Origin of the sequence: Halochromatium salexigens, from assembly GCF_016653295.1 — a bacterium.
In the GTDB taxonomy this organism is placed as follows: domain Bacteria; phylum Pseudomonadota; class Gammaproteobacteria; order Chromatiales; family Chromatiaceae; genus Lamprobacter; species Lamprobacter salexigens.
On the sequence record NZ_NHSF01000067.1, the window covers coordinates 1 to 24038 of the forward strand.

Below are 24038 nucleotides of genomic sequence, written 5' to 3' on the forward strand. Positions count from 1 at the left end.
CGCATCAAGCAGCGCTTTGAAGCGCGGCTCTTCCTCGTGCGCGACCGGGCGCAGGGTGATGTCGTGCACGTTCACGCCGCTACCTCGCCAACCAACAGTGGCGGGCAGTTTGGACCAGACGAAGGGAATTGTCCAGAATCGAGGGTAAATCCCTCAACTGCTGGTCAGTCAGAGTCAGAACGGTTTCGCCCTGAGAGAAGACCTCTGCCTACCATCGCTCGAGTGCTGGTGGTAGGCCCTGCGATCTGATCGGCACCCGCAATCTAGCGCCCAAGGACTCAGGTGCAACCACCATAAGGCCGCTTCGAGCGGCCTTATGGCATTCGCGCAACGCGAAAATCCGGATCGAAAAGTTCGATCCAATGCACGACGGATACCCGCGCGGCGGCGGCCAGATGGGTTTGGCAGCCAACGTTGGCGCTAGCGATCAACGCGGGCGCGCCCGCCTGCAGAGCTTCAAGACGATCGGCCTGCAGGCGTTTTGACAGCTCGGCTTGCAGAATCGAATAGGTGCCCGCCGAGCCACAGCAGGAATGCGCATCGCGCACCGGCGTCAATTCGAAGCCGACCCCCCGCAGCAACGACTCGACCCGCCCCATCAGGCCCTGACCATGTTGCAAGGTGCAGGGTGGATGAAAGGCGATGCGCCGTGGCACGCCATGCGCGAAAGGACTAGGCAGTCGCGCCAGATCCTCGACGCTTAGCAGTTCACTGAGATCGCTGGCCAGCGCCGAGACGCGCGCCGCCTTCGCCGCATAGTCAGGATCATCGCGGAGATGCCAACCGTAGTCCTTGACCACCGCGCCACAGCCGCTTGCGGTGATCAAGATCGCATCGGCCGGCGTTTGCTCAGGATCGCTCGGCTCAATCTCCGACCACCAGGCGTCGATATTGCGGCGCATGAAGCGCTTAGCCTCGTTCGGCGCGGCCAGATGCTGGCTGATCGCCCCGCAGCAACCGCTGCCTTGCGGCTGCAAAACATCGATGCCGAGCCGATCCAGCACGCGCTTGACGGCCTGCACCGTCACCGGGGTCAAGGTCGGCTCAACGCAGTTGTCGAGCATCAGCACCCGCCGCCGTGCAAAGCCACCACGTAATGCCGTTTCAGCGCCTGCAGCTCCAGGTTCAGCAGCGATTTCAGGCCAAACTGCATCCACACCAACACCTTGCGGCGATTGCGAGGGCGCAACCGGAACCTTGCTACGCCATTGCCGCGGCAACAGCGGCCGCATCCATTGCCCAACGCGCAACAACGGCACGAACCGACGCGGATAGGGCAGTACCTTGCGCAGGCCCCAACGCATCAGGCGCTCATACACTGGTCGCGGCACCGAACGCTCAACCCGTTCGCGGCCGATCTCAACCAGCTTGTGATACTCAACCCCAGACGGACAGGTGGTCTCGCAGTTCAGACAGGTCAGGCAACGATCCAAGTGCTGCTGCGTGGAACGCGTCGCCGGCTCGCCTTCCAACACCAGCTTGAGCTGATAGATGCGACCACGCGGGCCGTCCAACTCGTCGCCGAGAAGCTGATAGGTTGGGCAGGTTGCGGTACAGAAGCCGCAATGCACACAACTGCGCAGGATGCGGTCGGCCTCGCGGCCATCCGAAGTCGCCAGCAGCTCAGGGATCAGTCGCGTCTGCATGTCCCGCTCATCAATACAACCGACCTAGATTGAAGAGACCGTCTGGGTCAAAGGCCTGCTTCAGGCGTTGATGCAACCGCATCACGACAGGACTCAGCGGCGCGAAAACGCCGTCACTCGGCCGCGGAGTGCTTGCCCCGGCGCGAAACAACGTCGCATGCCCGCCGGCCGCTGCAGCCCATGGCCGAATCGCACCCGCATCGACGTCCCCCGCATCATTGATACGGTCGTTCGCCCTCACTGCAGACACCGCCGAGGCGCCATACCTCCTAGGCTTGACAGCCGAACCCGTCACACCCGCTAACTCCGTCTTCAGCCAGCGCAAGGCACCGCTCCATTCGATCAGCTCAACGTCCGGGATCACATCCGCTGCGGTCGCCGGCGGCACCGAGACCCGCCATAACGCTTGCTCATCGGCGAAGCACTCCAGCCGCTGCTCACGCACCGCCGTCCAGAAAGCGTCCGCCTCTGCAGCGGCCACCGGCGTACCGCCGAGGATGCGCTGCGTCTCGCTCAGCGCCTCCTCACTCCCGGCCACCCGCAGATGCAGCCGACCACACAGCCACGCCGTGCCGGTGATCGGCAGTGCCTGCCCGGCCCAGCGCTGCATCGACGCCAGCGCGCTCGCTTGATCCTGCTCCTGAATCAACGTGATCCGGCCCGGCGGCCTCGGCATCACCTTGATCGACACCTCCAGCAGCACGCCCAGCACCCCGAGCGCGCCCACCATCAAGCGCGACAGATCGTAGCCGGCGACGTTCTTCATCACCCGGCCACCAAAATCCATGACCTCGCCCTTGCCATTGAGCATGCGCACGCCGAGCACCGCATCACGAACGCTGGCCGCATAGGGCCGCCGAGGCCCAGACAGGCCCGCCGCCACCATCCCGCCGATCGTCGCTCGCTCACCAAAATGGGGCGGCTCGAATGGAAACTCTTGGCCATGCTCAGCCAGCAGTGCCTCGACCTCGGCCAGCGGCGTCCCGGCCCGCACCGTGATCGCTAGCTCCGTCGGCTCGTAGGCAATGACACCGCGATGGATCGAGCAATCCAATTCGGCATCGGCCTGTACCGGATTGCCATAGAAGTCTTTGGTCTTGCCACCATGGATCGCCAGCGTTGAGCCCGCTGCCCGGGCAGCATGGACCTGCTCGACGATCGCCGGCTCAGTCGTCGTGTCTAGGTGTTCAACCATTGGAGTTGGAGCGCCCGCTCAAAACCGCGGCAGCTCGGGAAACTTCAGCGCCCCGTGATGGACGTGCATGGCGCCGAATTCCGCGCAGCGATGCAGCGTCGGCACCGCCTTTCCCGGATTCAATAGACCCTTAGGATCAAAGGCCGCCTTCACCGCATGCATCTGGGTCAATTCCGCGCGATTGAACTGCACGCACATCTGATTCAATTTCTCCACACCCACGCCATGCTCACCGGTCACGGTACCGCCCACCTCGACGCACAGCTCGAGGATGGCGCCACCCAAGCTCTCAGCCTGCTCCAGCTCGCCTGGGTTATTGGCATCGTAGAGGATCAATGGGTGCAGATTGCCATCACCGGCATGGAACACATTCGCGACCGCCAGCCCAACCTCCGCCGACAGCTCAGCGATGCGGTTCAGCACCGGCCCCAGCTGTCGACGCGGGATGGTGCCGTCCATGCAGTAATAGTCCGGCGAGATTCGCCCGACCGCCGGGAACGCCGCCTTGCGCCCCTTCCAAAACCTTAGGCGCTCGGCATCATCGGCTGCGGTGCGCACATCGGTCGCCCCAGCACCGAGCAGCAGCTCGCGTACTCGCATCACATCCACCGACACCTCGGCATTGAAGCCATCCAGCTCGCAGATCAGGATCGCCGCCGCATCGACCGGATAGCCGGCATGGACGAAGGCCTCGGCCGCGCGAATCGCTGGGTTGTCCATCATCTCGAGCCCAGCTGGGATGATTCCGGCCCCAATGATCTCAGCCACCGCCGCCCCGGCCCGCTCGACGCTGTCGAACGACGCCAGCAGCGCCTGCGCCCGCTCCGGCTTCGGCAGCAGCTTGACCGTTACCTCAACGATGATGCCCAGCATCCCCTCCGAGCCGGTCATCAACGCCAACAGATCCAGCCCCGGCGAATCCAGCGCCTCGGCGCCCACCTCGAACAGCTCGCCCTCAACGCTGACCAGCGTCAGCTTGAGGATGTTGTGCACCGTCAGCCCGTACTTCAGGCAGTGCACTCCGCCCGAATTCTCGGCCACATTGCCGCCGATCGAGCAGGCGATCTGCGAGGACGGATCAGGCGCGTAATAAAGCCCATGCGGCGCCACGGCCTCGCTAATGGCCAAATTGCGCACCCCCGGCTGCACCCTCGCGCTGCGATTCGCCGGGTCGATCGCGATGATCCGATTGAACTTGGCCAGCGACAGCAACACCCCATCGGCCAGCGGCAGCGCCCCGCCGGACAACCCAGTGCCCGCCCCGCGCGCCACCACCGGCACTTCCAGTCGATGACAGAGCTGCATGATCTGCTGCACCTGCTCCACCGTCTCCGGCAGCGCCACCACCAGCGGGCGCTGTTGGAAGGCGCTCAGCCCGTCGCACTCGTAAGGCGCCAGCTCAGCCTCGGTCGCGAGCACGCTGGCTGCGGGCAGCAGCCGACGCAACTCCGAGATGACCTCGGGCTTTGGATTCAACGGGCGTTCGTCTGGAATTCTAGACATCAAACCTTCATCCGAGCCTGTTCAAGATTAAGCAGTAGCCCTTTTAAGGTGCTCAGGGCACGAGTGCTCCCGCCAAGACATTGATTGTTCGTTCACCACTGGGGTAAACGAAATCTGACCTGGCTTGCAGGCCCATGACTCCAACAGGCCGCTTCATCCGCACCTTGGAACACGATAAAAACCTTTCTAATACAGCAAGAACGGCGCGCGCTCTTCGAGCCAGCGCTGCTCGTCGCGGACCAGGCGTTCATCGAGGTCGGCCGGTTCGGTCGTCGCGTCGTCGACCCACTCGCGCAGTGCGGTGCCGCCGCTCAGCAGGTCGATGGCCAGGCGCCCTGTCTCGTATTCATAGGGAAAATCGCGCCAGAGCGGCTCCTCCGGGTATTCTGTGCGCAGCGCTTTCAGGAAGAGTGCGACCAGCCGGTAGGGACGGAAGCGCTGATGGTCATAGTGGACGCTGTCGGTATGGATCTGGAGTCCGTGGCAGAGCTGACCCTGATGCTTGTGAAAACAGGGCTCGAAGCCGCAGCAGCGGATCAGCGCGCCTTGCATCCAGTCCGAGGCGAGGCTCTCCATGCGCCGCATCAGCCGACAGATGTCGAGATCGGGCGCGCCGATGACTTCCAGCGGCGTGGTCGTGCCGCGCCCCTCCGAGAGTCTGGTGCCTTCGATCAGCACGGTGCCGGGGAAACAGCGCGCCATGTTCAGGCTCGAGGCATTCGGGCTCGGGTTGACCCAGGCCAGCTCGTCGCGCGGCCAGCCCCAGCCGGGGGCGCTGTCGGGCTCGTAGCCTTCCATCGCGATCACCTCGCACTCGAGATCGAGCCGCTGGTGGGCGATCAACCAGCGCGCCAGCTCGCCGAAGCTGAGCCCATGGCGCATCGGCAGCGGCGCGACGCCGACGAAACTCTGCCAGTCGTCCTCGAGCAGGCTGCCTTCGACCGGGCGGCCGATGGGGTTGGGACGGTCGAGCACCCAGACCGCCTTGCCGTGCTTGGCGCAGGCATCGAGCACATAGGCGAGCGTGGTCACATAGGTGTAGATGCGCGTGCCGATATCCTGCAGATCGACCAGCAGCACATCGAACTGGTCGAGCATGGCGTCGGTGGGGTAACGCACCTCGCCGTAGAGGCTGAACACCGGGATCTGGTGGATCGGATCGACGTAATCGTGGGACTCGATCATGTTGTCCTGCTTGTCGCCGCGCATCCCGTGCTGAGGGCCGAAGGCGGCGGTGATCCGCAGGCCGCTGAGCGACATCAGCGCATCGAGGCTGTGGCGCCCGACATGGTTGACCGAGGCCGGATGGCCGAGCAGGGCAACGCGCCGAGCGGCCAGGGGGCGGCGCAGATGGCCGTCGGCGAGGAGGCGATCGATGCCCAGGCGCATAGGCGTCACCGAGAAGGTTGGTACCGGGGACGAGACTCGAACTCGTAAGGTGTTACCACCGGTGGATTTTGAGTCCACTGCGTCTACCAATTCCGCCACCCCGGCAGCGAACCTATAATTATAGCCTCAGCGTACCGAAAGGGTACAGTCATCTTTTGAGGTTCTTGTACAGGATCCATGCGCCGCTCCGATTTCCATTTCGACCTGCCGGACGAGCTGATCGCCCAGCGCCCTCTGAGCGAGCGCGGTGCGAGCCGCCTGCTCGCACTCGATGGCCCGAGTGGCCGCCGCGACGACCTCGGCTTTCGGGATCTGCCGAGTCTGCTGCGTCCCAGCGATCTGCTGGTCTTCAACGATACCCGGGTGATCCCGGCGCGGCTGTTCGCGCACAAAGCGACTGGTGGCCGCGTCGAGGTGCTGATCGAGCGCATGGTCGACGCGCACGAGGCGCTCGCCCATGTGCGTGCCAGCAAGACACCGGCCGCCGGCAGCGAACTGCACCTGGCCGACGGCGAGCGACTGTTGATGGTGGCGCGCGAGGAGGGGCTGTTTCGGCTGCGGGCGCTAGATGCGACGCTGCCGGAGCTGATGCAACGCCACGGCCACATGCCGCTGCCGCCTTATATCCGACGCGCCGACGATGCCGCTGACAGCGAGCGTTATCAGACCGTTTATGCCGAGCGCGAGGGCGCGGTCGCGGCGCCGACGGCAGGCTTGCACTTCGAGGCGGCGATGCTCGAGCAGCTCGCCCGGGCCGGCATCGCGACCGCCCGCGTCACCCTGCATGTCGGCGCTGGCACTTTCCAGCCGGTGCGCGAGGAGGATCTGGATCAGCACCGCATGCACGCCGAATGGCTGGAGGTGAGCGAGACGGCGGTGGCGCAGATCGAGGCGACCCGCGCCGCTGGCGGGCGCATCATCGCCGTCGGGACCACGACGGTACGCAGTCTCGAGACGGCGGCGGCGGCCGATGCGGCCTCGGTGCTGGCGCCTTATCGCGGCGAGAGCCGGCTGTTCATCCGCCCGCCCTATGCCTTCCAGGTCGTTGATGCGATGATCACCAACTTCCATCTGCCGGGCTCGACGCTGTTGATGCTGGTCTCGGCCTTCGCCGGCCACGCGGCGATCATGGCCGCTTACCGTCATGCCGTCGTGCAGCGCTATCGCTTCTTCAGCTATGGCGATGCGATGTTCTTGACGCGGCGATGAGGGAGGCAAAGACGGTGGACAAAAAAAAGCGCGGCGGGCGCCGCGCTCTAAAGATTACCACCAAAGGAGGATGGAGGAGTGCACCAGAGGACTGCGAACCTCTAGTGCATCGCTAGTTTCTTAAATACTAATCTGGTTGTCAACCCCGACCGCGGCCTGCGCCGGATAGCGCACGCCGCAGCCACCGTGGCCGCAGTAACCGCCCGGGTTCTTGGCCAGATACTGCTGATGATAGTCCTCGGCGTAATAGAAGGTTGGCGCGGAGAGGATCTCGGTGGTGATGGTCGCGTGCCGATTGGCCTGCTCCAGCGCCTGCTGATACCGGCTCAGGCTGTCGTGGGCGGCCTCCAACTGCCCGGCGTCGAACGCATAAATGCCAGAGCGGTACTGGGTGCCGACATCATTGCCCTGGCGCATGCCCTGGGTCGGATCGTGGCCTTCCCAGAAGGTCTTGAGCAGCTGCTCGAACGCCATCTGCGCCGGGTCGTACACCACCAGTACCACTTCGTTGTGGCCGGTGTAGCCGGAGCAGACCTCTTCATAGGTCGGGTTCGGGGTCAGGCCGCCGGCATAGCCGACCGCCGTGCTATAGACCCCGGGCAGGCTCCAGAAGGCCTTTTCAGCCCCCCAGAAGCAGCCCATGCCGAACACCACCTGTTGCATGCCGTCTGGAAACGGCGGCTGCAGCGGATGGTCGAGGACTGCGTGGCGGTTCGTCACCGGCATCGGTTGTGTGCGGCCGGGCAGGGCGTCTTTGGCGGTCGGCAGCTCGGTTTTCTTGCGGAACAGGAACATGGTGATGGCCTCGGTCGGTATGATTGGACGCTCTTCGAGGTTTGGGCGCAGGCGCTCGAGCCAAATGCGTCGGCGCAACATGGACTCCAACAAGACACGATGATGAGCCTGGACTTCCAGCATCTGGCCAACGACGGCCTGGCCCGACGCGGTCGCCTGACGCTGCCGCGCGGCCGTATCGAGACGCCCGCCTTCATGCCGGTCGGCACCTATGGCACCGTCAAGGGCATGACGCCAGAGGAGCTGCGCGCGATCGGCGCCGAGATCATCCTCGGCAACACCTTCCATCTGATGCTGCGCCCCGGCACCGCGATTATCGAACAGCTCGGCGGCCTGCACCGATTCATGCACTGGGACGGGCCGATCCTGACCGATTCTGGCGGCTTTCAGGTCTTCAGCCTCGGCGAGCTGCGCAAGATCAGCGAGCAGGGCGTGCAGTTCCGCTCGCCGGTCGATGGCAGTCCGGTGTTCCTGGGGCCGGAGGAATCGATGGCGGTACAGCGCGCGCTTGGCGCGGACATCGTGATGATCTTCGACGAGTGCACGCCCTACCCAGCGAGCGACGACGAGGTACGCCGTTCGATGGAACTCTCGCTGCGCTGGGCCGCGCGCTGTAAGCAGGCGCATGGCGACAATCCAGCGGCGCTGTTCGGCATCGTCCAGGGCGGCATGTCGCCGGCCCTGCGCTCGGCGTCCTTGGCCGGCCTGCTCGAGATCGGTTTCGATGGCTACGCCGTCGGCGGGCTTTCGGTCGGCGAGCCGCCGGCGGAGCGGTTGCGGGTGCTCGATCACTTGGCCTGCGAGCTACCGGCGGAGCGTCCGCGCTATCTGATGGGTGTCGGCAAGCCGACCGACATCGTCGAGGCGGTCGCGCGCGGGATCGATCTGTTCGACTGCGTGATGCCGACGCGCAACGCGCGCAATGGCCATCTATTCGTGCGCGGCGGCGTTTTGCGAATTCGCAACGCGCGCCACAAGAACGACGACAGCCCGCTCGATCCGGGCTGTGGCTGCTACACCTGCCAGCACTACAGCCGCGCCTATCTGCATCATCTGGAACGCTGCAACGAGATCCTGGGCGCGCGCCTGAACACCATCCACAACCTGGCGTTCTATCAAGATTTGATGCGCGCCTTAAGAATAGCGATTGCCGAGGGCCGCTTTCAGACCTTGGCAGCCCGGTTCTTCGCCGAAGAGGATATGCCATAATACCGGGCTCGATCACCGCTGACACGCGCATCAAGCGCGGCCTATGAGGAACCCTGATGAGCTTTTTCATCCCTGATGCCCTGGCCCAGGCCGAGGGCGCTCCCGCCGGCGACCCGTTGCTCGGGCTGCTCTTCCCGATCGGTCTGATCGTCATCTTGTATTTCCTGATGATCCGCCCGCAAATCAAGCGCCAGAAGGAGCACAAGCGCCTGGTCGAGGGCTTGAGCAAGGGCGATGAGGTCGTCACCATGGGCGGCATGGCTGGACGCATTACCGAACTTGGCGACAACTTCGCGCAGGTCGAGGTTGCCGATAACGTTGTCATCAAAGTCCGTCGACAAGCCGTTGAGGGCGTCCTACCAAAAGGCTCGCTGAAGGATCTCTGATCAGGCTTAGAGAGAGGCTCAGGCTTCACGCTGGGCGGCCTCGGGGCTCAACGTGAAGTCGTTGCGACTCAGCTCGATCCGCGCCGCCGAATCCCGCCACTGGAAGACGCTTCCTTATGAATCAGTACCCCCTCTGGAAGAATCTGCTAATCCTCGCCGTCATCCTGTTCGGCCTGGTGCTAGCCCTGCCGAACCTGTTCCCGCAGGACCCGGCGATCGAGGTTCAAGCCTCGGAAGGCGAGGTTGACTCAGCCACGCGGGCCGAGATCGCGGCGACGATGGAAAACGCCGGTGTGCCGGTGAAGGCCATCGAGAAACGCGAGGGTGGTAAGGCACTCATCCGCTTCGAGTCACCAGACGCGCAGTTGCGTGGCCAAGCGACCCTAGATCGCACCCTCGAGGAGGGCTACCAGCATGCGCTGACCCAATCCCCGGACCTGCCGGGCTGGGTCGAGGCGCTGGGTCTGCAGCCGATGTTCCTCGGACTCGATCTGCGTGGGGGGATCCATGTGTTGATCGATGTCGATATGGATGCAGCGGTGACCCAGGCGCTGGAGCGCTTGACCGGCGATGTCCGCACCCTGCTGCGCAATGAGCGCATTCGCTATCTGACCGTGGGCCATGAGGACGGACGCCTCGAGGTCCGCTTCCGCGACGCCTCGGTGCGCGATGAGGCGGCGAAGCTGATCCGGCGCGAGTTCCGTGATCTCGACATCACGACCGGCAGCCAGGGTGGCGATGCCTACCTCTATGGCAGCCTACCGCCGGCCAAGCAGGAGGAGATCAAGCGCTTCGCCCTGGAGCAGAACATCACCACCCTGCGCAACCGGGTCAACGCCCTCGGCGTCGCCGAGCCGATCATCCAGCGCCAGGGCGAGCGGCGCATCATCGTGCAACTACCGGGCGCGCAAGACCCGGCGCGCCTGAAGGACCTGCTCGGCGCCACGGCCACCCTCGAATACCGCCTGGTCGATACCGAACACGCTGTGCAGGACGCGCTCGATGGCCGGGTGCCGGTCGGCGCCGCGCTCTACTACGAGCGCAACGGCCAGCCGATCTTGCTCAAGCGCCGGGTCATCGTCACCGGCGACCAGATCACCAGTGCCGCGGCCGGCTTCGACCAACAGAGCGGCTCGCCGATGGTCAGCGTCAGCCTCGACGGGCAGGGCGCGCGGCAGATGCGCCGGGTGACCACCGAGAATGTCGGCAAGCCGATGGCGGTGGTATTCATCGAATCGCGCACTGTCACCCGTCTGGTCGACGGCGAGCCGGTCAAGGAGCGCGTGCGCAGCGAAGAGGTGATCAGCGTCGCCAATATCCTCGAGCCCTTCGGTCGGCGCTTCCAGACCACCGGTCTGGATAGCTCCGAGGAGGCGCACAATCTCGCGCTGCTGCTGCGCGCCGGCGCCCTGGCGGCACCGATCGAGATCGTCGAAGAGCGCACCATCGGCCCGAGCCTGGGTCAGGACAACATCGATCAGGGCATGCGCTCGGTGCTGATCGGCCTGGCGCTGGTGGTGCTCTTCATGGCGCTCTACTATCGCGTCTTCGGGCTGGTCGCCGATCTGGTGCTGATCGTCAACCTGGTGCTGATCGTCGCCGTGCTCTCGCTGTTGCAGGCGACGCTGACCATGCCGGGTATCGCCGGCATCGTGCTCACGGTGGGCATGGCGGTCGATGCCAATGTGCTGATCTTCGAGCGCATCCGCGAGGAGATCCGCAACGGCAGCACGCCGCAGGCGAGCATCCACGCCGGCTACGACAAGGCGCTCTCGACCATCGTCGATGCCAATGTCACCACGCTGATCGCCGCGATCGTGCTGTTCAGCTTCGGCACCGGGCCGGTCAAGGGTTTCGCGGTGACGCTGTTCATCGGCATCCTGACCTCGATGTTCACCGCCATCCTCGGCTCGCGGGCGTTGATCAACCTGATCTACGGCGGTCGCCGCGTGAAGCGACTGGCCATCTGATTTTCCTCGCGGAGCATTCCTCATGGCCCACGCCCAGATCCTGAAAGACTCCCACATCGACTTCCTCGGCAAGCGGCGCATCGCGGCGATCGTCTCCGGGGCGCTCATGGTCATCTGCCTGCTGTCGATCCTGTTGCGCGGTTTCAACTTCGGTCTCGACTTCACCGGCGGCACCGTCATCGAACTCGGCTATGAGCAGCCGGTCGAGGTGTCCGAGATCACCGCGACGCTGGCCGAGGAGGGCATCGTCGATGCCACCGTCCAATACTTCGGCTCGAACCGCGACATCCTGATCCGCATCGCGCCGCAGGAGGGTGAGGCGGCGAGTGCCACCATCAGCGATCGGGTGTTCCGCGTGCTCAGCGCCGACGTCGAGGGCGGGCTCGAACTGCGGCGGGTCGAGTTCGTCGGACCGCAGGTCGGCGAGGAGCTGCGCGAGCAAGGTGGCCTCGCGGTGCTGTTCGCGCTGATCGGCATCCTGGTCTATGTCGCCTTGCGCTTCGAGTGGCGCTTCGCGGTCGGCGCGGTCGCGGCTCTGATGCACGATGTGCTGTTCACGATCGGGATGTTCTCGCTTTTCTACATTCCGTTCGATCTGACCGTGCTGGCGGCGGTGCTGGCGGTGATCGGCTACTCGCTCAACGACACCATCGTCATCTTCGATCGCATCCGCGAGAACTTCCGCAAGATGCGCAAGGGCACGGTGATCGAGATCAGCAACCGGTCGGTCAATCAGACCCTCTCGCGCACCATCATCACCTCTGGCACCACGTTGCTGGTGCTGCTGGCGCTCTACGTCCTCGGTGGCGAGGCCATCGCCGGCTTCTCGCTGGCGCTGATCATCGGCGTGTTGGTCGGCACCTATTCGACCATCTACATCGCCACCGCCGCAGCGGTGTGGCTCGGTATCAGTCGGGCCGACCTGCTGCCGCCGGAGAAGGAGGGCACGCTGGTCGATGATCGCCCATGAGCACCCTCGATCAGGGTCCGGTGAGGCAGCATTCGGCGGCTGCGAGCACAGCGTCGGCGAACACGGCGTCCAGACCGACAGCCGAGGGGGAGACGACCGTGCGTGGCACTGACGCTCTGCGCGGCCTGCGCGAGGTCAAGCCGGGCAGCTTCATCCTCGAGCGCCCGGCGGCGCTGCCACCGGCCTTCTGCGAGGAGGTCATCGCCCGCTTCGAGGCCCATCCGGAGCAGCAATACGCAGGCCGTATCGGTCAGCTCCGCGAGGAGAATGCCTCGGTGAAGAAGACCACCGATCTGGTGGTCAGCAACAAGGATGATTGGAAGGATGTCGACCGCATGTTCTTCCGCTCGCTCGGCGCGGCCATGCTCGAGCTGCGCGAGGCCTTTCCGTATTTCAAGGGGCCGTTCAAGGACATCGGCTATCAGGTCCAGCGCTATCGGCCCGGCGAGTATTACCACTGGCACATCGACGGCGGCAGTCACGAACTCAGCCAGCGGCAGTTGGTCGCGCTCTGGTACCTGAACGACGTGCCGGGGCCGGGTGGCGAGACCGATTTCCTGTTCCAGCAGGTCAGCGTGCGACCGGAACGCGGCAAGCTGGTGCTGTTCCCGCCGTTCTGGACCCATGAGCATCGGGCGGCGCAGCTGCGCGAAGGGCTCAAGTACATCGCCACCACCTGGGTGGTCTTTGCCTGACTCAAGAACCCAGCACCTGTGCGCAGGCGGCGGGTGGCTGTGGACGCGGTTTCGACGTGCCCGATGAGCCTCGCTTCGGCGAGCGGGCCTCCTCACTGAACCACCAGGCGAGTTCGGCACCGCAGCCGCTGCCGGGCGCGATCGGCGCCTGCTGCTGGCAGGCTGGGCTGTCCGGCGGGCATTTAAGGCGTACATGCATGTGCGCATCATGGCCCCACCAGGGTCGAATCTTGCGCAGCCAGGGCGAACTCGCCTCGCTGCGGCAGAGGGCGCGCTTGATGCCGGGGTTGACCAGAATCCGGTCGACATCCGGATGTTGCGCCGCGCGTTGGATCAGAAAGCGCTGCTCGGCGCCCCAACGCGCGTTGGGCCGGAGCCGATGACGGTCGAGCATGCTCGGTGGATCATTGGCCTCCGGGGTGTCGCGCCAGGCCTGACGCGGCGACTCGGCCAATGTGAGCCAGATGTCGACATCCAGCCCATTCTGATGGCTAACGTGTGACGACGCCATGCGCCCGCCACGCGGCTGCGCCAGATCACCGACCATGATCAACTTGCCGCCGGTACGCGCGGCAACTGCAGCGCCGAGTTCGCGCACCAGTGCGATCGTCCGGGCATGGCCGTAATAGCGGTTGCGATGGCGGCGGATGCTGACGAAGCCCTCGCCACTGGCAGGTAAGCCCAGGGCACCGCGCACGCAGCCGTTCGAGGGGCCGCCAATCGCCTCAGGGCGCCCTTTCGCAACGGTTTCGACCCGCGACCAAGGCGTCTCGGCGGCAATGAGCGGATCGAACGTCAGCAGCACGAGCAGGCCAACCATGAGCCTCTGCCCGAGCCCATAGCGTTTTCCGGAAAGTAGGCGAAACGGCGCGGGCCAAGCCTTTGTTGGCGGGTTCATCAGCAGCTCCCGTCTGGATGCGACATCCGTTGGCGAGGGAAAGGCTGTGAGTATAGCGCTTAAGTGCTCTTTTGCGGCGTGGCGCTCCCTGGGGAGGAGCGCCGCACTATAGTGCTGATCAGGCCTCCTTGCGCTTATCGCCGATGCGCTTGGAGAGCACCATACCCCGTATCGAGAGCAGCACGAAGGTGCTCGCGATGAAGCCAACGACGGCGACACCAATGCTGATTGAGAGCGCCTTGCTCTGGGCGCCATCGACGCCGAAGGTCTCGCCGATGTAGATCAGCATCGCGTTATCGGCCGGGGCGGCCAGCAGATAGGCGCAGAACACCATGAACAGGCTGAAGAAGAACAGCTTTAGGTCCATGTGGATGGCCGCCAGCAGGGTGGCGAAGGCGATCAGGTAGATAACGATCGAGGTGTACTGCTGGGCATCAATCGCCTCCCGCAGACCTTGAGTATTGGCGGCATAGAGCAGGCCAAAGACGGCTCCCCAATGCACGACTTGTTTGATCAGGTACCAGGTGCGCACCTCGTTCGAGAGATAGGACTGACTCCACCCGGAGATCAACGAGATCAGGGCAATAACCGGAATGAAGTATACCCAGTACTGGATGGTGCCGGCCATATCGTTCTGACTCAGCCAAAACAGCACCACGGCGGTGACGAACAGGATGATTTGCGGCAGCAGGGCGAAGAGGAACGGACTTTGGTAGCGTTTGCGCTTCGGCTTGGCTTTCGACTTGGCTTTAGCGGGTGCTGCACTGGAAACGGCGGTGGCTTCGGACACGACGAGTCCTCCAACTGGACCTGTGGTGAAGGGGACCGACGGTCACAACCATCGAGGTACAGGGCGACCTCGACACAACGCCGCGCAAGAACCGACATCGTGATCGCGACGCGGGACCGTCGGGAGTGACAATCTCGTCCTAAGTGTAAACCCTTTTCGGTGTGTGTGTAGCTGGATTGACACAAAAATTTTTCTCAAAGTGTCAATTCAAGTAGACAATCTGGCTGGGCCAGTGCCTAGAATGGCCAGATCAGCGGCACCAAGGCCACCGTCAGGAGCCCGATCAGCAGGGTGAGCGGGATGCCGATGCGCAGGAAATCGACGACGCGATAACCGCCGACGTTGAACACCATCAGATTGGTCTGATAGCCGATCGGGGTCGCGAAGCTGGCCGAGGCGCCGACCATCAAGGTCACCAGGAACGGCACCGGGCTCACATCCATCAGCCGCGCGCTATCGAGGGCGACCGGAAACAGCAGCACGGCGGCGACATTGTTGGTGGCCAGGGCCGTGAGCACGGCGGCAGCGACGAACAGCAGGCCCAGCGCCAGCCAGGGCAGGCCACCGGCGAGCCCGATCAGCGCATCGGCGAGCAAGGCCGCCGCACCGGTCTTCTCGAGCGCCGCACCGATGCCGAACGCGGTCGCGATCACGATCAACACCTGCCAGTCCGGTGCGCGTCGGGCGACACGATCGGGCGTGCAGCGGGTCAGGATCATCGCGCCGGTGGCGAGCAGGGCGGCCTCGAGCATGCTCAGCAAGCCAACGGCAACCACCGCGACCATGGCGACGACGATGACCAAGGCGATAGGCGCGCGCTCGTGGCGCAGCGGATGTTCGTCGCCGAACTGGCTCACGACCAGGAAATCCTTCGAGTTACGCTGTTGCAGCACGAAATCCGGACGCGTCTCGAGCAGCAGGGTGTCACCGGCCCGCAGCACGATATCGCCGATCTTGCGCCGCACGCGCTCGCCGTTGCGCGAAAGCGCGATGATCACCGCGTTGTAAGTGCCTCGGAACTGGCCCTGACGCACACTCGCGCCAACCAAGGGACATTTGTTGGACAGGACCGCCTCCACGAAACAGCGCTCTTGGCGCGGCCCGCCGAGCTTGTAGACCTGCTTGGTGGCCGGCACCAGGCCGCGAATCCGATGCAGATCGACCACCGAGTCGAGAATGCCGGCGAACACCAGTCGATCGCCGGCGGCGAGCAGCACCTGTGGCGAGACCGCCGGCATGATCTGGCCATCGCGCTCGATCTCGGCGAGGAACAGACCGGGCAGTTGCCGCAGCCCTGCGGCCTCGATGCTCTTGCCGGCAAGCGGGCTGTCTGTGCTCACCATCATCTCGGTGGTATAGCGGCGCACGTCTTCGAAGCGTTCGGCGGCCGCAATACGCGTCGGCAACAACCAGCGTGCGCCGAGCAGGATGAATAGCAAGGTGGCGATCACCAGCGGCACACCGATCCAGGCCAGCTCGAACAGCCCGAAGCCGGCGCCCTGGGTCTGTTCGCTGTAGAGCCCGTTCACCACCAGGTTGGTGCTGGTGCCGATCAGCGTGCAGGTGCCACCGACGATGCTGGCGAAGCTCAGCGGGATCAGCAGCTGGGAGAGGGCCAACCGATGCCGGCGCGCCCACTCGCTGACCGCCGGGATGAAGATCGCGACCACGGCGGTGTTGTTCAGAAAGGCGCTGAGGCCCGCCGTCGGCAGCATCACGCGCAGGCGCGCATCGGCCTCACCCTTGGGCCGGCCGAGCAGCGACTGGCCGATCCAGCTCACGGCGCCGGTCTCCTTGAGCCCGGAGACCACCATGTAGAGCACGGCGACGGTGAGCATGCCCGGATTGGCGAAACCCGCCAGCGCCTCGGCCGGGGTGAGCACGCCGCTGACGAGCAGAACGGTGAGCGCGCCCGCGGTGATGACATCGGGCGCCAGACGGGTCGCGAGGAAGAGGACGAAGGAGAGACCAACCAGCCCGAGGCTGAGCCAGCCTTGCCAGCCAAGGGCGAGCAATGCGTCCATGCGGGTTGGGCGAAAGTGGGGGCGATCAGGCGGCGCTGGCCAGGGCGCGGATCAGGACCGTTGCAGTGCCTCGTAGCGCGCCTTGAAACGCTCCTGGCGCAAGCGTTCGGCCTCGGCCTCGGTGGCGATCAGCGGCGAATCCTGCCAACCACCGCTGGCGTGATCGAAGACCGAGAACCGATACGCCTTGCCGACCTTGAACACTTGGGTCACGTCCTGCCCGGCTTGCGCAAGCGCCTGCATCTTGTCGAGGCCGGCGGTCGGCGCATTGGATGGTCCCGAGGATGCCTGGTCGAGTGGCGGGCCGAGTGGCTGGCTGGCCGTCTCCCTGAAGCGGAATTGGTTGTTCTGCACCTCACCCTGCACATCCAGCTCGACGCTCTCGACCTCCGGCAGCCGGGTCAGGATATAACCGGCCATCAGCATACCCAGCTTCTCGTTCTCCTTCTCGAGCGCGGTCAGGAGCTTGTCGGCGATGATCTGGCAGCGCTGCAGGCGATTCGGCGCCTCGACCCATTCGCGGCTCATCTGCCAGCCTTGGTCCATATCGCGGTCGAGCTGCGCGAAGAAATCGCCGCCGCGCTCGATCACGGGGTCCGGGACATTCAGGGTGTAGACTTGCTCGTCGATGATGGCCTTGAGGATCATCCGGCCCTCCGCTCGTTGCTTGATCGCGATGGATGCGCTGATTCTATCCGACCCACTGACTGAATGTTCATCCCATGCTCCTCAGGATTCCTGCTCTACTGAATGCCGCCCAAGTCCAAAAGGTGCGCGAGCTACTCGCCGACGCCGAGTTCGTCGATGGCAAGCTCAGCGCCGGCTTCGCCGCCTCGAAGGTCAAGCACAACGAGGAGATGCGCCAGGAGCCCGAGCGCATGCGCCTGCTGGTACGCATCCTCATGGCCAGTCTCGGCCACAACGAGCGCTTTCGCTTCGGCGTGCTGCCGCACCGCGTCGCCGACCCGATCTTCGCCCGCTATCGCCCCGGCATGACCTATGGCGATCATGTCGATGATCCGATCATGGGCAGCAGCGGGCCGCGCTTTCGCAGCGATGTCTCGATGACGCTGTTCCTCAATGAGCCCGAGGCCTATGACGGCGGCGAACTGCTGATGCACACCCCGTTCGGCGATCAGCATGTCAAGCTGCCCGCTGGCGATGCTGTGGTCTATCCTTCCTCGAGCCTGCATCAGGTCGCCGAGGTGACTCGCGGCGAGCGCCTGGTGGCGCTAACGTGGATTCAGAGCTATGTGCGTGACCCGGCCCAACGCGAATTGCTCTATGAACTCAATCAGGCGCGCGAGCTGCTGTTGAAGGAGGCACCGGGCGCCGCGCATACCGGGCACGTCGATCGCAGCTATGCCAACCTGGTGCGCATGTGGAGCGAACTCTGACCGATTCCCCGACGCTGTGGCCCCGGCTGTGACCCCTGGATGCCTGACTCAGGCTGCGGCCCGCGCGGCTTGTCCCTTCATCTTGTTGACGATCGCGTAGACGCCGACGTGTCGGTTGGGGCTCAGGTGCTCTTCGAGCTGCAGACCGGCGAACAGCGCATCGACATCGAGCGCCTCGATCTCGGCGGCGGTCTTGCCCGAGAACAACCCGACCAGAAGCGCGACCACCCCCTTGATGATCGCGGTGTCGCAATCGCCCTCGAAGCGCAACCGCTCGCCTTCGGGCTTGGCCACCAGGTGCACGGTACTCATGCACTCCATCACGCGGTTGGCATCGGTCTTGTCGGCCGGGTCCATGGCCGGCAGGCGCTCACCGATCTCGACCAGGTACTGATAGCGCTGATCCCAGTCGCCCAGCAGGTCGAAGGTCTCGATGATGTCTTGGATCGATTCGTCGGCCATGGATGATCCTTGGTATCGGGTCAGACGCTGAACGACTCGCCACAGCCGCATGCGTCCTTGATGTTGGGGTTGCGGAACTCGAAGCCCTCGTTGAGCAGGCTGGATTTGACGAAGTCGACCTCCATGCCATCGAGGCGCGGCAGGCTGGCCTCATCGACCACGACCTTCACGCCATGGCTCTCGAAGACATGATCGCCATCGGCGCAGTCGTCGGCATAGTCGACCACATAGGCGAAGCCGGTACAGCCGCTCTTCTTGGTGCCGAGGCGCAGTCCGACGCCATGGCCGCGTTGTTGGAGCATCTTATTGACGTGGCTCGCAGCCGCGTCGGTCAAAGTCACTGCCATTGATGGAGTCCTCGTGTTCATGGATAGCGCTGTCCTAGCTAGTGCCTTCGCGCGCGCAAATTTCAAGGGCTCGCGCGCCGTTGTCTCACTCAGTGGCGTTGCTCGGTCCCCAGCCGGGCGGCGTGTGCGGACATCTCCATCAGCCCGCGCATCAGCGAGGCGCGCTCGCCGAGCTGGACCGTCTCGATCAAGGCTTGCTTGTCCTCGGCCTCGAGCGGCAGATGAGCGCAGAGGAGGTTGATCAGGTCGGCATCGGCCATCTTGCCGATATCATCCCAAGGGATCTCGACGCTGCGCTGCTCGCAGAACGTGCGCAGCGAGCCCATGAAGCGTTCACGCTCGCTCAGACTCGCCTCCTCGTCCTCGAGGTCCAGCGCGAATCCGTGCCACTCCGGCCTGACGCGGCGGAAGTCTTCTTGCATCGGCAACTCCTCCAGGACCTTGAAACGGCAGAGTCCGGTCAGCACCAGCACGATGCGCCCGTCGTTGGTCTCGCTGTAGGAGGTGATGCGTCCAGCGCAGCCGACCTGATGGATGTCGAGCGGATCATCCGCCGCCTGCGCGTCCGCCGTCGGTGCGCGCGGCTGCACCATGCCGAGCAGGTGATCGCTGGCCAAGGCGGCCTGCACCATCGCCAAATAACGCGGCTCGAAGATATTCAGCGGCAGTTGCACGCCCGGCATCACCACGGCGCCGCTGAGCGGGAAGATCGGCAGCACGTCGGGCAGATCGGGGAAACGCTGTAGAAAGGGGCTGCGCATCAGGCGATTCTCCGGTAGTCACGGGTTCGGTGGGCTGGCGCCTAATATAGGGGCGCATGAGGTCGTGTCCAAAACGCGCGCTCAGCACACTCACCAGGGCTCGCCGAAAGCGCCTTGACCGGTCATAATGCAAGACCCTGCCCGGATGGTGAAATTGGTAGACACAAGGGACTTAAAATCCCTCGGCTTCGGCCGTGCCGGTTCGAGTCCGGCTCCGGGCACCAGCTTTCAGATCAACAGGTTAGGTGAGAGCAGGGTAACTTCTCAATAAGTCACGGCACGGCGGCCGCAGCCGCCCGCTCCCGAACGATGTCTGGCAAGGGCGGAATCATGCCGGTCTGCTTGATGCGGTCGTTGAGGTAGTCCCAGAAGGAGATGTTCAACTTGCGGCAGGTCTTCTTCAAACTGGCAAAGGTATCGCGGCATCGTCGCCCGAGTTCACTGCGGGTTCCGCCGCTGATCTTGCGCCATTTGACGTAACCGCGGATGTCGTTCTCACTGCCGTTGGTGTGCAGCGGGATATCGGGGTGCAACAAGACCCGTAGCAGCTCGCTCTGGTGGCGATGTAGCCGCTTCAAGGTCTGGTTGAGGGCGGCAAAGGAGGTCTTCTGGGTGAAAATCGCCTCGAAGCGCTCGCGCAGCGCGACGATGGCCGCGGGATCGGGGTCACGCTGGTAGGCTTTGAGGTCAGCGTAGAGCGTCCAGATCTGATCGCGCACGCTTTGCTGATCGGCGCGCTGCTGCGCATTGAGCGGGATGAGCGTGTGGATCAGCCGCTCGGCATGCACCCAGCACAGGGCATGCAGCAGGATGGCAAACTGCCCGGCCCCGTCGCTGACGATGACCAGCTCACGTGAGAGACCGTTGGCGAAGAGCCCTGCCAGCAAGGCGCCTTCGGTGGCGATGCGCTGGTGGCGCTCCTGGGTGATGCCCAGCGCGCTGAGATGCGCGCCCCAGGCGCTGGCGGTGGTGAGCTCACGGATCGGGGAGGCCATCAGTGCCTCGCGCTTGGCCTGGGGAAGACCCTGCTCGTGCCAATAGGTCAGGGCCTCTGCGGTGCCGCTGTAGAGCCGATCACCGGCTTGCAGCAGGGTCAGGACGTTGACCCGGCTCTTGCTGTCGGTGCGGCTGAACCAGGCAAAGAGGTCATTGCCAATCTGCGTCACAGAGCCGTTGCGACCCTGATGGCGGGCGCCGGAGTCATCGACCGTGATGCAGGCGCTCACCGCGAGGCCGACCTTGAGCAGGTCGTCTTTCTCGGCAAAGAAGTCCTCGTTGTGCCCACTGAGCAGAGCATCGATCTGCCCGACCGAAAGGTCGAGGCCCCATTCTCTCGCAAACACTTTGATGAAAATCAGGGGCTTGTAGTCGGACGGATTTCGTCACCTTAAAAGGGCTGACAAGCTGTTGAAGACTCAAGGACATGGGTTGTGGATAACCTGTCAGCGGATTCATCCATGCGAGTTACCCACAAGCCATCGACAGGCTATATCACCTTGGCACACAGCTTTGCAACCTCTTCAAGTCTTTGAAATAATTAAACTTTAACCCCGAAAAGTTTATTATCCACAGCACTGATTATTACGACTAACTTGATAGATAAATAAATCATAATAAAGCAAGATCTAGAGACGGTACGAGCATAGGCTGCCGATAACCAAGGGTTCCCTGCCCCCTTGAGTCCAACCTTGAACCCAAGGGGCAGAGCATTGAATCGCGGCCAATGCCGTTAGGGTCAGTATAGTGGAAACGAATACCGCCCTTACCGGCTCCGAGCAGGCGATTGTGCAGCACGCGGTAACCGACGAAGATCTCTGTGGGTGTTAGTGTTCACGAGGCGTCTACCTATCGCTGAAAGGCGTCGGTGCGATGGGGCTCAGCGTCCAGATGTCCTGGTTGTACTGGGCGATGGTGCGGTCGGAGGAGAAATGCCCACTATGCGCGCTGTTGAGGATGCTCATCTTTAGCCAGTGTTGGCGATCCACATAGGCCTCGGCGGCTTGCTGCTGGGCCTGACGATAGCTGTCGAAGTCCGCCGCTGTGAGCCAGGGGTCGTTGGGGCTGCGGATGCCGTTGACAATTGGCTCAAAGATGCCCGGCTCGAACTGATTGAAATGGCCGCATTCGAGCAGGGCCATGACCTCGCGCAGGGCCTCGTCATGGGCGATGATGCCATTGGGGTCGTAGTGATCACGGGTGCGCGTGACCTCTTCGGCGGTGAGCCCGAAGAGGAAGAAGTTCTCGTCACCGACGCGCTCGCGGATCTCGATGTTGGCGCCATCCAGGGTGCCGATAGTGACCGCGCCATTCATCATGAACTTCATGTTGCCGGTGCCGGAGGCCTCCTTGCCGGCGGTCGAGATCTGCTCGGACAGATCGGTGCCCGGCGCCAGGATCTCCATCACCGAGACGCGGTAATCCGGGATGAAGGCCACGCGCAGTTGTTCGGTGACCTGGCGATCGGCATTGACCACCTTGGCGACGTTGTTGATCAGCTTGATGATCCGCTTGGCGATCTCGTAGCCGGGCGCGGCCTTGCCGCCGATCAGCACGCAGCGCGGCGCGCCGATATCACCATCGCCGTGTTTGATCCGATGATAGAGATGGATCACATGCAGGATGTTGAGCAGTTGGCGCTTGTACTCATGGATGCGCTTGACCTGGACATCGAACATGAATTCGACCGGGAAGTCGATCCGGCAGGTCGAGCCCACCATCTCCGCGAGGCGTGCCTTGTTGGCGGTTTTGATCTCATCCCAGCGTTGCTGGAAGTCGGCCTCCTCGGCCTTGGGCGCGAGTTGCTCGAGCAAGGAGAGATCGTTGACCCAGTCCTTGCCGACCGTCTCATCGAGCAGCTCGCGCAGCCCCGGATTGCACATCGCCAGCCAGCGCCGCGGTGTGACGCCATTGGTCTTGTTGTTGAACTTGGCCGGCCACAGCTCGAACCAGTCGCGGAACAGGCCCTGCTTGAGCAGCTCGGAGTGCAGCGCGGCGACGCCGTTGACCGAGAAACTGCCGACGATGGCCAGGAAGGCCATGCGTACCTGCGGATCATCGCCTTCCTCGATCAACGACATGCGTCGCTGCCGGTCCATCTCGCCCGGCCAGCGCGAAGCCACCTCGGAGAGGAAGCGGGCGTTGATCTCGTAGATGATCTCGAGGATGCGCGGTAGCAGTTGCTGGAACAGGCGCACCGGCCAGCGCTCGAGCGCTTCTGGCAGCAGGGTATGGTTGGTATAGGCCATGGTGCGGGTGGTGATCTCCCAGGCCTGCTCCCACTCCAGATGGTGCAGGTCGATGAGCTGGCGCATCAGCTCCGGCACCGAGACCGCCGGATGGGTATCGTTGAGCTGGAAGCAGTTCTTGTCGGCGAAGGCGCTGAAGTCGTTGCCGTGCAGGCGCTGCCATTCACGGATCACGTCCTTGATGCTGGCGCAAGCGAGGACGTATTGCTGGCGCAGGCGCAGCTCCTTGCCATTCTCGCTGGCATCATTCGGGTAGAGCACCATGGTGATGTGCTCGGCGTTGTTCTTGGCGGCGACCGACTCGGGGTAGCTGCCGGCATTGAACTCGTCGAGATCGAAGACGTCGGTGGCGGTGGTGGACCAGAGCCGCAGGGTATTGATGGTGTCGTTCTTGTAGCCGGGGATCGGGATGTCGTAGGGCACCGCCAGCACATCATGGGTGTTGACCCAGCGCTGCACCGAGCGGCCCTGGTCGTCGGTGTGCGTCTCGGTGTGACCGCCGAAGGGGATGCGCTGGGTGTACTCGGGGCGCTCCAGCTCCCAGGGATTACCATCGCGCAGCCAGTGATCCGGCTCCTCGCGCTGGTGGCCGTTCTCGATCAACTGGCGGAACATGCCAAATTCGTAGCGCAGGCCATAGCCCTTGACCGGTAGCTGCAGGGTCGCGCAACTGTCGAGGAAACAGGCGGCCAGACGTCCCAAGCCGCCGTTGCCCAGGCCGGCGTCCATCTCGGCCGATTCGATCTCCTCGTAGAGCAGGCCCATCTCGTAGAGGGCTTGACTCGCCTCGTCGGTGATGCCGAGGTTGAGCAGCGCATTGCTCAGCGAGCGCCCCATCAGGAACTCGAGCGAGAGGTAGTAGGTGCGCTTGCAGTTGGCCTGATCATGCGCGTGTCGGGTGCGCTTCCAGCGCTCCATCAAGCGGTCGCGCAGCGTGATGGCCAAGGCCTTGTAGGGGTAGTAGGCGGAGCGACAGTCGCGATCGCGACCGAGGGTGTGTGCGTAGTAGTGTTGGAAGTCACGGCCGAGGCTCTCGGCATCCATGCCCAATGGCTCGAGCTTGAACAGACGGTCGTTGGGTGAGCTGTCGGTGAGGTCTTTGAACGGAGACATCATGAGTTCCTGCGCCGAAGAGGAGGCGAGCGGT

At 63.9% G+C, this 24038-nt stretch carries 21 protein-coding genes and 2 tRNA genes; 8 read left to right on the forward strand and 15 right to left on the reverse strand.

The features are described 5' to 3' along the window. Positions 1 to 314 precede the first annotated feature (314 nt). From glcF to CCR82_RS14025, 5 genes are all read right to left on the reverse strand, one after another. The gene (glcF, locus tag CCR82_RS14005) at positions 315 to 1646 is read right to left on the reverse strand and encodes a glycolate oxidase subunit GlcF (RefSeq protein ID WP_201246423.1); all 1332 of its coding nucleotides are present in this window, start codon (positions 1644 to 1646) and stop codon (positions 315 to 317) included. A 10-nt stretch (positions 1647 to 1656) separates the two neighbouring features. After that, on the reverse strand, positions 1657 to 2841 hold the full coding sequence (glcE, locus tag CCR82_RS14010) for a glycolate oxidase subunit GlcE (protein ID WP_201246424.1): 1185 nt from the start codon (positions 2839 to 2841) through the stop codon (positions 1657 to 1659). Positions 2842 to 2859: 18 nt separating this feature from the next. Continuing rightward, positions 2860 to 4344 (reverse strand): FAD-linked oxidase C-terminal domain-containing protein, encoded by a 1485-nt coding sequence (locus CCR82_RS14015; RefSeq protein ID WP_201246425.1) that lies wholly within the window; start codon positions 4342 to 4344, stop codon positions 2860 to 2862. Positions 4345 to 4530: 186 nt separating this feature from the next. Further along, the gene (locus tag CCR82_RS14020) at positions 4531 to 5733 is read right to left on the reverse strand and encodes an exo-beta-N-acetylmuramidase NamZ family protein (RefSeq protein ID WP_201246426.1); all 1203 of its coding nucleotides are present in this window, start codon (positions 5731 to 5733) and stop codon (positions 4531 to 4533) included. 18 nt (positions 5734 to 5751) lie between these two features. Beyond that, positions 5752 to 5838, reverse strand: a tRNA-Leu gene (locus CCR82_RS14025). A 72-nt stretch (positions 5839 to 5910) separates the two neighbouring features. Here CCR82_RS14025 and queA point away from each other — a divergent pair. After that, positions 5911 to 6942 (forward strand): tRNA preQ1(34) S-adenosylmethionine ribosyltransferase-isomerase QueA, encoded by a 1032-nt coding sequence (queA, locus tag CCR82_RS14030; protein ID WP_201246427.1) that lies wholly within the window; start codon positions 5911 to 5913, stop codon positions 6940 to 6942. A gap of 120 nt (positions 6943 to 7062) precedes the next feature. Here the strand turns inward: queA and msrA are convergent, their stop codons facing one another. Continuing rightward, the gene (gene msrA / locus CCR82_RS14035; protein ID WP_201246479.1) at positions 7063 to 7737 is read right to left on the reverse strand and encodes a peptide-methionine (S)-S-oxide reductase MsrA; all 675 of its coding nucleotides are present in this window, start codon (positions 7735 to 7737) and stop codon (positions 7063 to 7065) included. Positions 7738 to 7836: 99 nt separating this feature from the next. Here msrA and tgt point away from each other — a divergent pair, with 99 nt between their 5' ends. The 5 genes from tgt (at position 7837) to CCR82_RS14060 (ending at position 12967) form a co-directional block, all read left to right on the forward strand. Next, on the forward strand, positions 7837 to 8946 hold the full coding sequence (tgt, locus tag CCR82_RS14040) for a tRNA guanosine(34) transglycosylase Tgt (RefSeq protein ID WP_420827337.1): 1110 nt from the start codon (positions 7837 to 7839) through the stop codon (positions 8944 to 8946). A gap of 56 nt (positions 8947 to 9002) precedes the next feature. Continuing rightward, positions 9003 to 9332, forward strand: coding sequence for a preprotein translocase subunit YajC (gene yajC, locus CCR82_RS14045; RefSeq protein ID WP_201246428.1), 330 nt, complete (start codon positions 9003 to 9005; stop codon positions 9330 to 9332). Positions 9333 to 9448: 116 nt separating this feature from the next. After that, positions 9449 to 11302, forward strand: coding sequence for a protein translocase subunit SecD (gene secD / locus CCR82_RS14050; RefSeq protein WP_201246429.1), 1854 nt, complete (start codon positions 9449 to 9451; stop codon positions 11300 to 11302). A gap of 22 nt (positions 11303 to 11324) precedes the next feature. Then, positions 11325 to 12272 carry a protein translocase subunit SecF gene (secF, locus tag CCR82_RS14055; RefSeq protein WP_201246430.1) on the forward strand — a complete coding sequence of 316 codons (948 nt, stop codon included), beginning with the start codon at positions 11325 to 11327 and terminating at the stop codon, positions 12270 to 12272. 98 nt (positions 12273 to 12370) lie between these two features. Then, positions 12371 to 12967 carry a 2OG-Fe(II) oxygenase family protein gene (locus tag CCR82_RS14060; protein WP_338073175.1) on the forward strand — a complete coding sequence of 199 codons (597 nt, stop codon included), beginning with the start codon at positions 12371 to 12373 and terminating at the stop codon, positions 12965 to 12967. 1 nt (position 12968) lies between these two features. Here CCR82_RS14060 and mepA read toward each other — a convergent pair whose 3' ends face one another. The 4 genes from mepA to CCR82_RS14080 all read right to left on the reverse strand — a co-directional run bounded on the left by mepA (position 12969) and on the right by CCR82_RS14080 (position 17327). After that, a complete protein-coding gene (gene mepA, locus CCR82_RS14065; protein WP_242513500.1) occupies positions 12969 to 13865 on the reverse strand; it encodes a penicillin-insensitive murein endopeptidase in 897 nt (298 codons plus the stop codon). 118 nt (positions 13866 to 13983) lie between these two features. Then, complete coding sequence (locus CCR82_RS14070) at positions 13984 to 14655, reverse strand: hypothetical protein (protein ID WP_338073176.1); 672 nt, start codon at positions 14653 to 14655, stop codon at positions 13984 to 13986. Between the two features lie 236 nt (positions 14656 to 14891). Further along, the gene (locus CCR82_RS14075) at positions 14892 to 16679 is read right to left on the reverse strand and encodes an SLC13 family permease (RefSeq protein ID WP_201246432.1); all 1788 of its coding nucleotides are present in this window, start codon (positions 16677 to 16679) and stop codon (positions 14892 to 14894) included. A gap of 51 nt (positions 16680 to 16730) precedes the next feature. Further along, complete coding sequence (locus CCR82_RS14080) at positions 16731 to 17327, reverse strand: hypothetical protein (RefSeq protein ID WP_201246433.1); 597 nt, start codon at positions 17325 to 17327, stop codon at positions 16731 to 16733. Positions 17328 to 17401: 74 nt separating this feature from the next. Here CCR82_RS14080 and CCR82_RS14085 point away from each other — a divergent pair, with 74 nt between their 5' ends. After that, positions 17402 to 18076, forward strand: coding sequence for a Fe2+-dependent dioxygenase (locus CCR82_RS14085; RefSeq protein ID WP_201246434.1), 675 nt, complete (start codon positions 17402 to 17404; stop codon positions 18074 to 18076). Positions 18077 to 18124: 48 nt separating this feature from the next. Here CCR82_RS14085 and CCR82_RS14090 read toward each other — a convergent pair whose 3' ends face one another. The 3 genes from CCR82_RS14090 to CCR82_RS14100 all read right to left on the reverse strand — a co-directional run bounded on the left by CCR82_RS14090 (position 18125) and on the right by CCR82_RS14100 (position 19646). Further along, on the reverse strand, positions 18125 to 18538 hold the full coding sequence (locus CCR82_RS14090; RefSeq protein ID WP_201246435.1) for a SufE family protein: 414 nt from the start codon (positions 18536 to 18538) through the stop codon (positions 18125 to 18127). Positions 18539 to 18558: 20 nt separating this feature from the next. After that, on the reverse strand, positions 18559 to 18885 hold the full coding sequence (locus tag CCR82_RS14095) for a HesB/IscA family protein (RefSeq protein ID WP_201246436.1): 327 nt from the start codon (positions 18883 to 18885) through the stop codon (positions 18559 to 18561). An 89-nt stretch (positions 18886 to 18974) separates the two neighbouring features. Further along, positions 18975 to 19646: an LON peptidase substrate-binding domain-containing protein gene (locus CCR82_RS14100; RefSeq protein WP_338073177.1), complete on the reverse strand. Its 672-nt coding sequence runs from the start codon at positions 19644 to 19646 to the stop codon at positions 18975 to 18977. Positions 19647 to 19785: 139 nt separating this feature from the next. Here CCR82_RS14100 and CCR82_RS14105 point away from each other — a divergent pair. Then, positions 19786 to 19870 (forward strand) — tRNA-Leu (locus CCR82_RS14105). A 48-nt stretch (positions 19871 to 19918) separates the two neighbouring features. On the opposite strand, the gene CCR82_RS14110 is transcribed toward CCR82_RS14105, so the two are convergent. After that, positions 19919 to 20989, reverse strand: a complete 1071-nt coding sequence (locus CCR82_RS14110) for an IS66 family transposase (protein ID WP_338073178.1) — start codon at positions 20987 to 20989, stop codon at positions 19919 to 19921. Positions 20990 to 21487: 498 nt separating this feature from the next. Beyond that, positions 21488 to 24004, reverse strand: coding sequence for a glycogen/starch/alpha-glucan phosphorylase (locus tag CCR82_RS14115; protein WP_201246485.1), 2517 nt, complete (start codon positions 24002 to 24004; stop codon positions 21488 to 21490). Between the last annotated feature and the right edge of the window lie 34 nt (positions 24005 to 24038).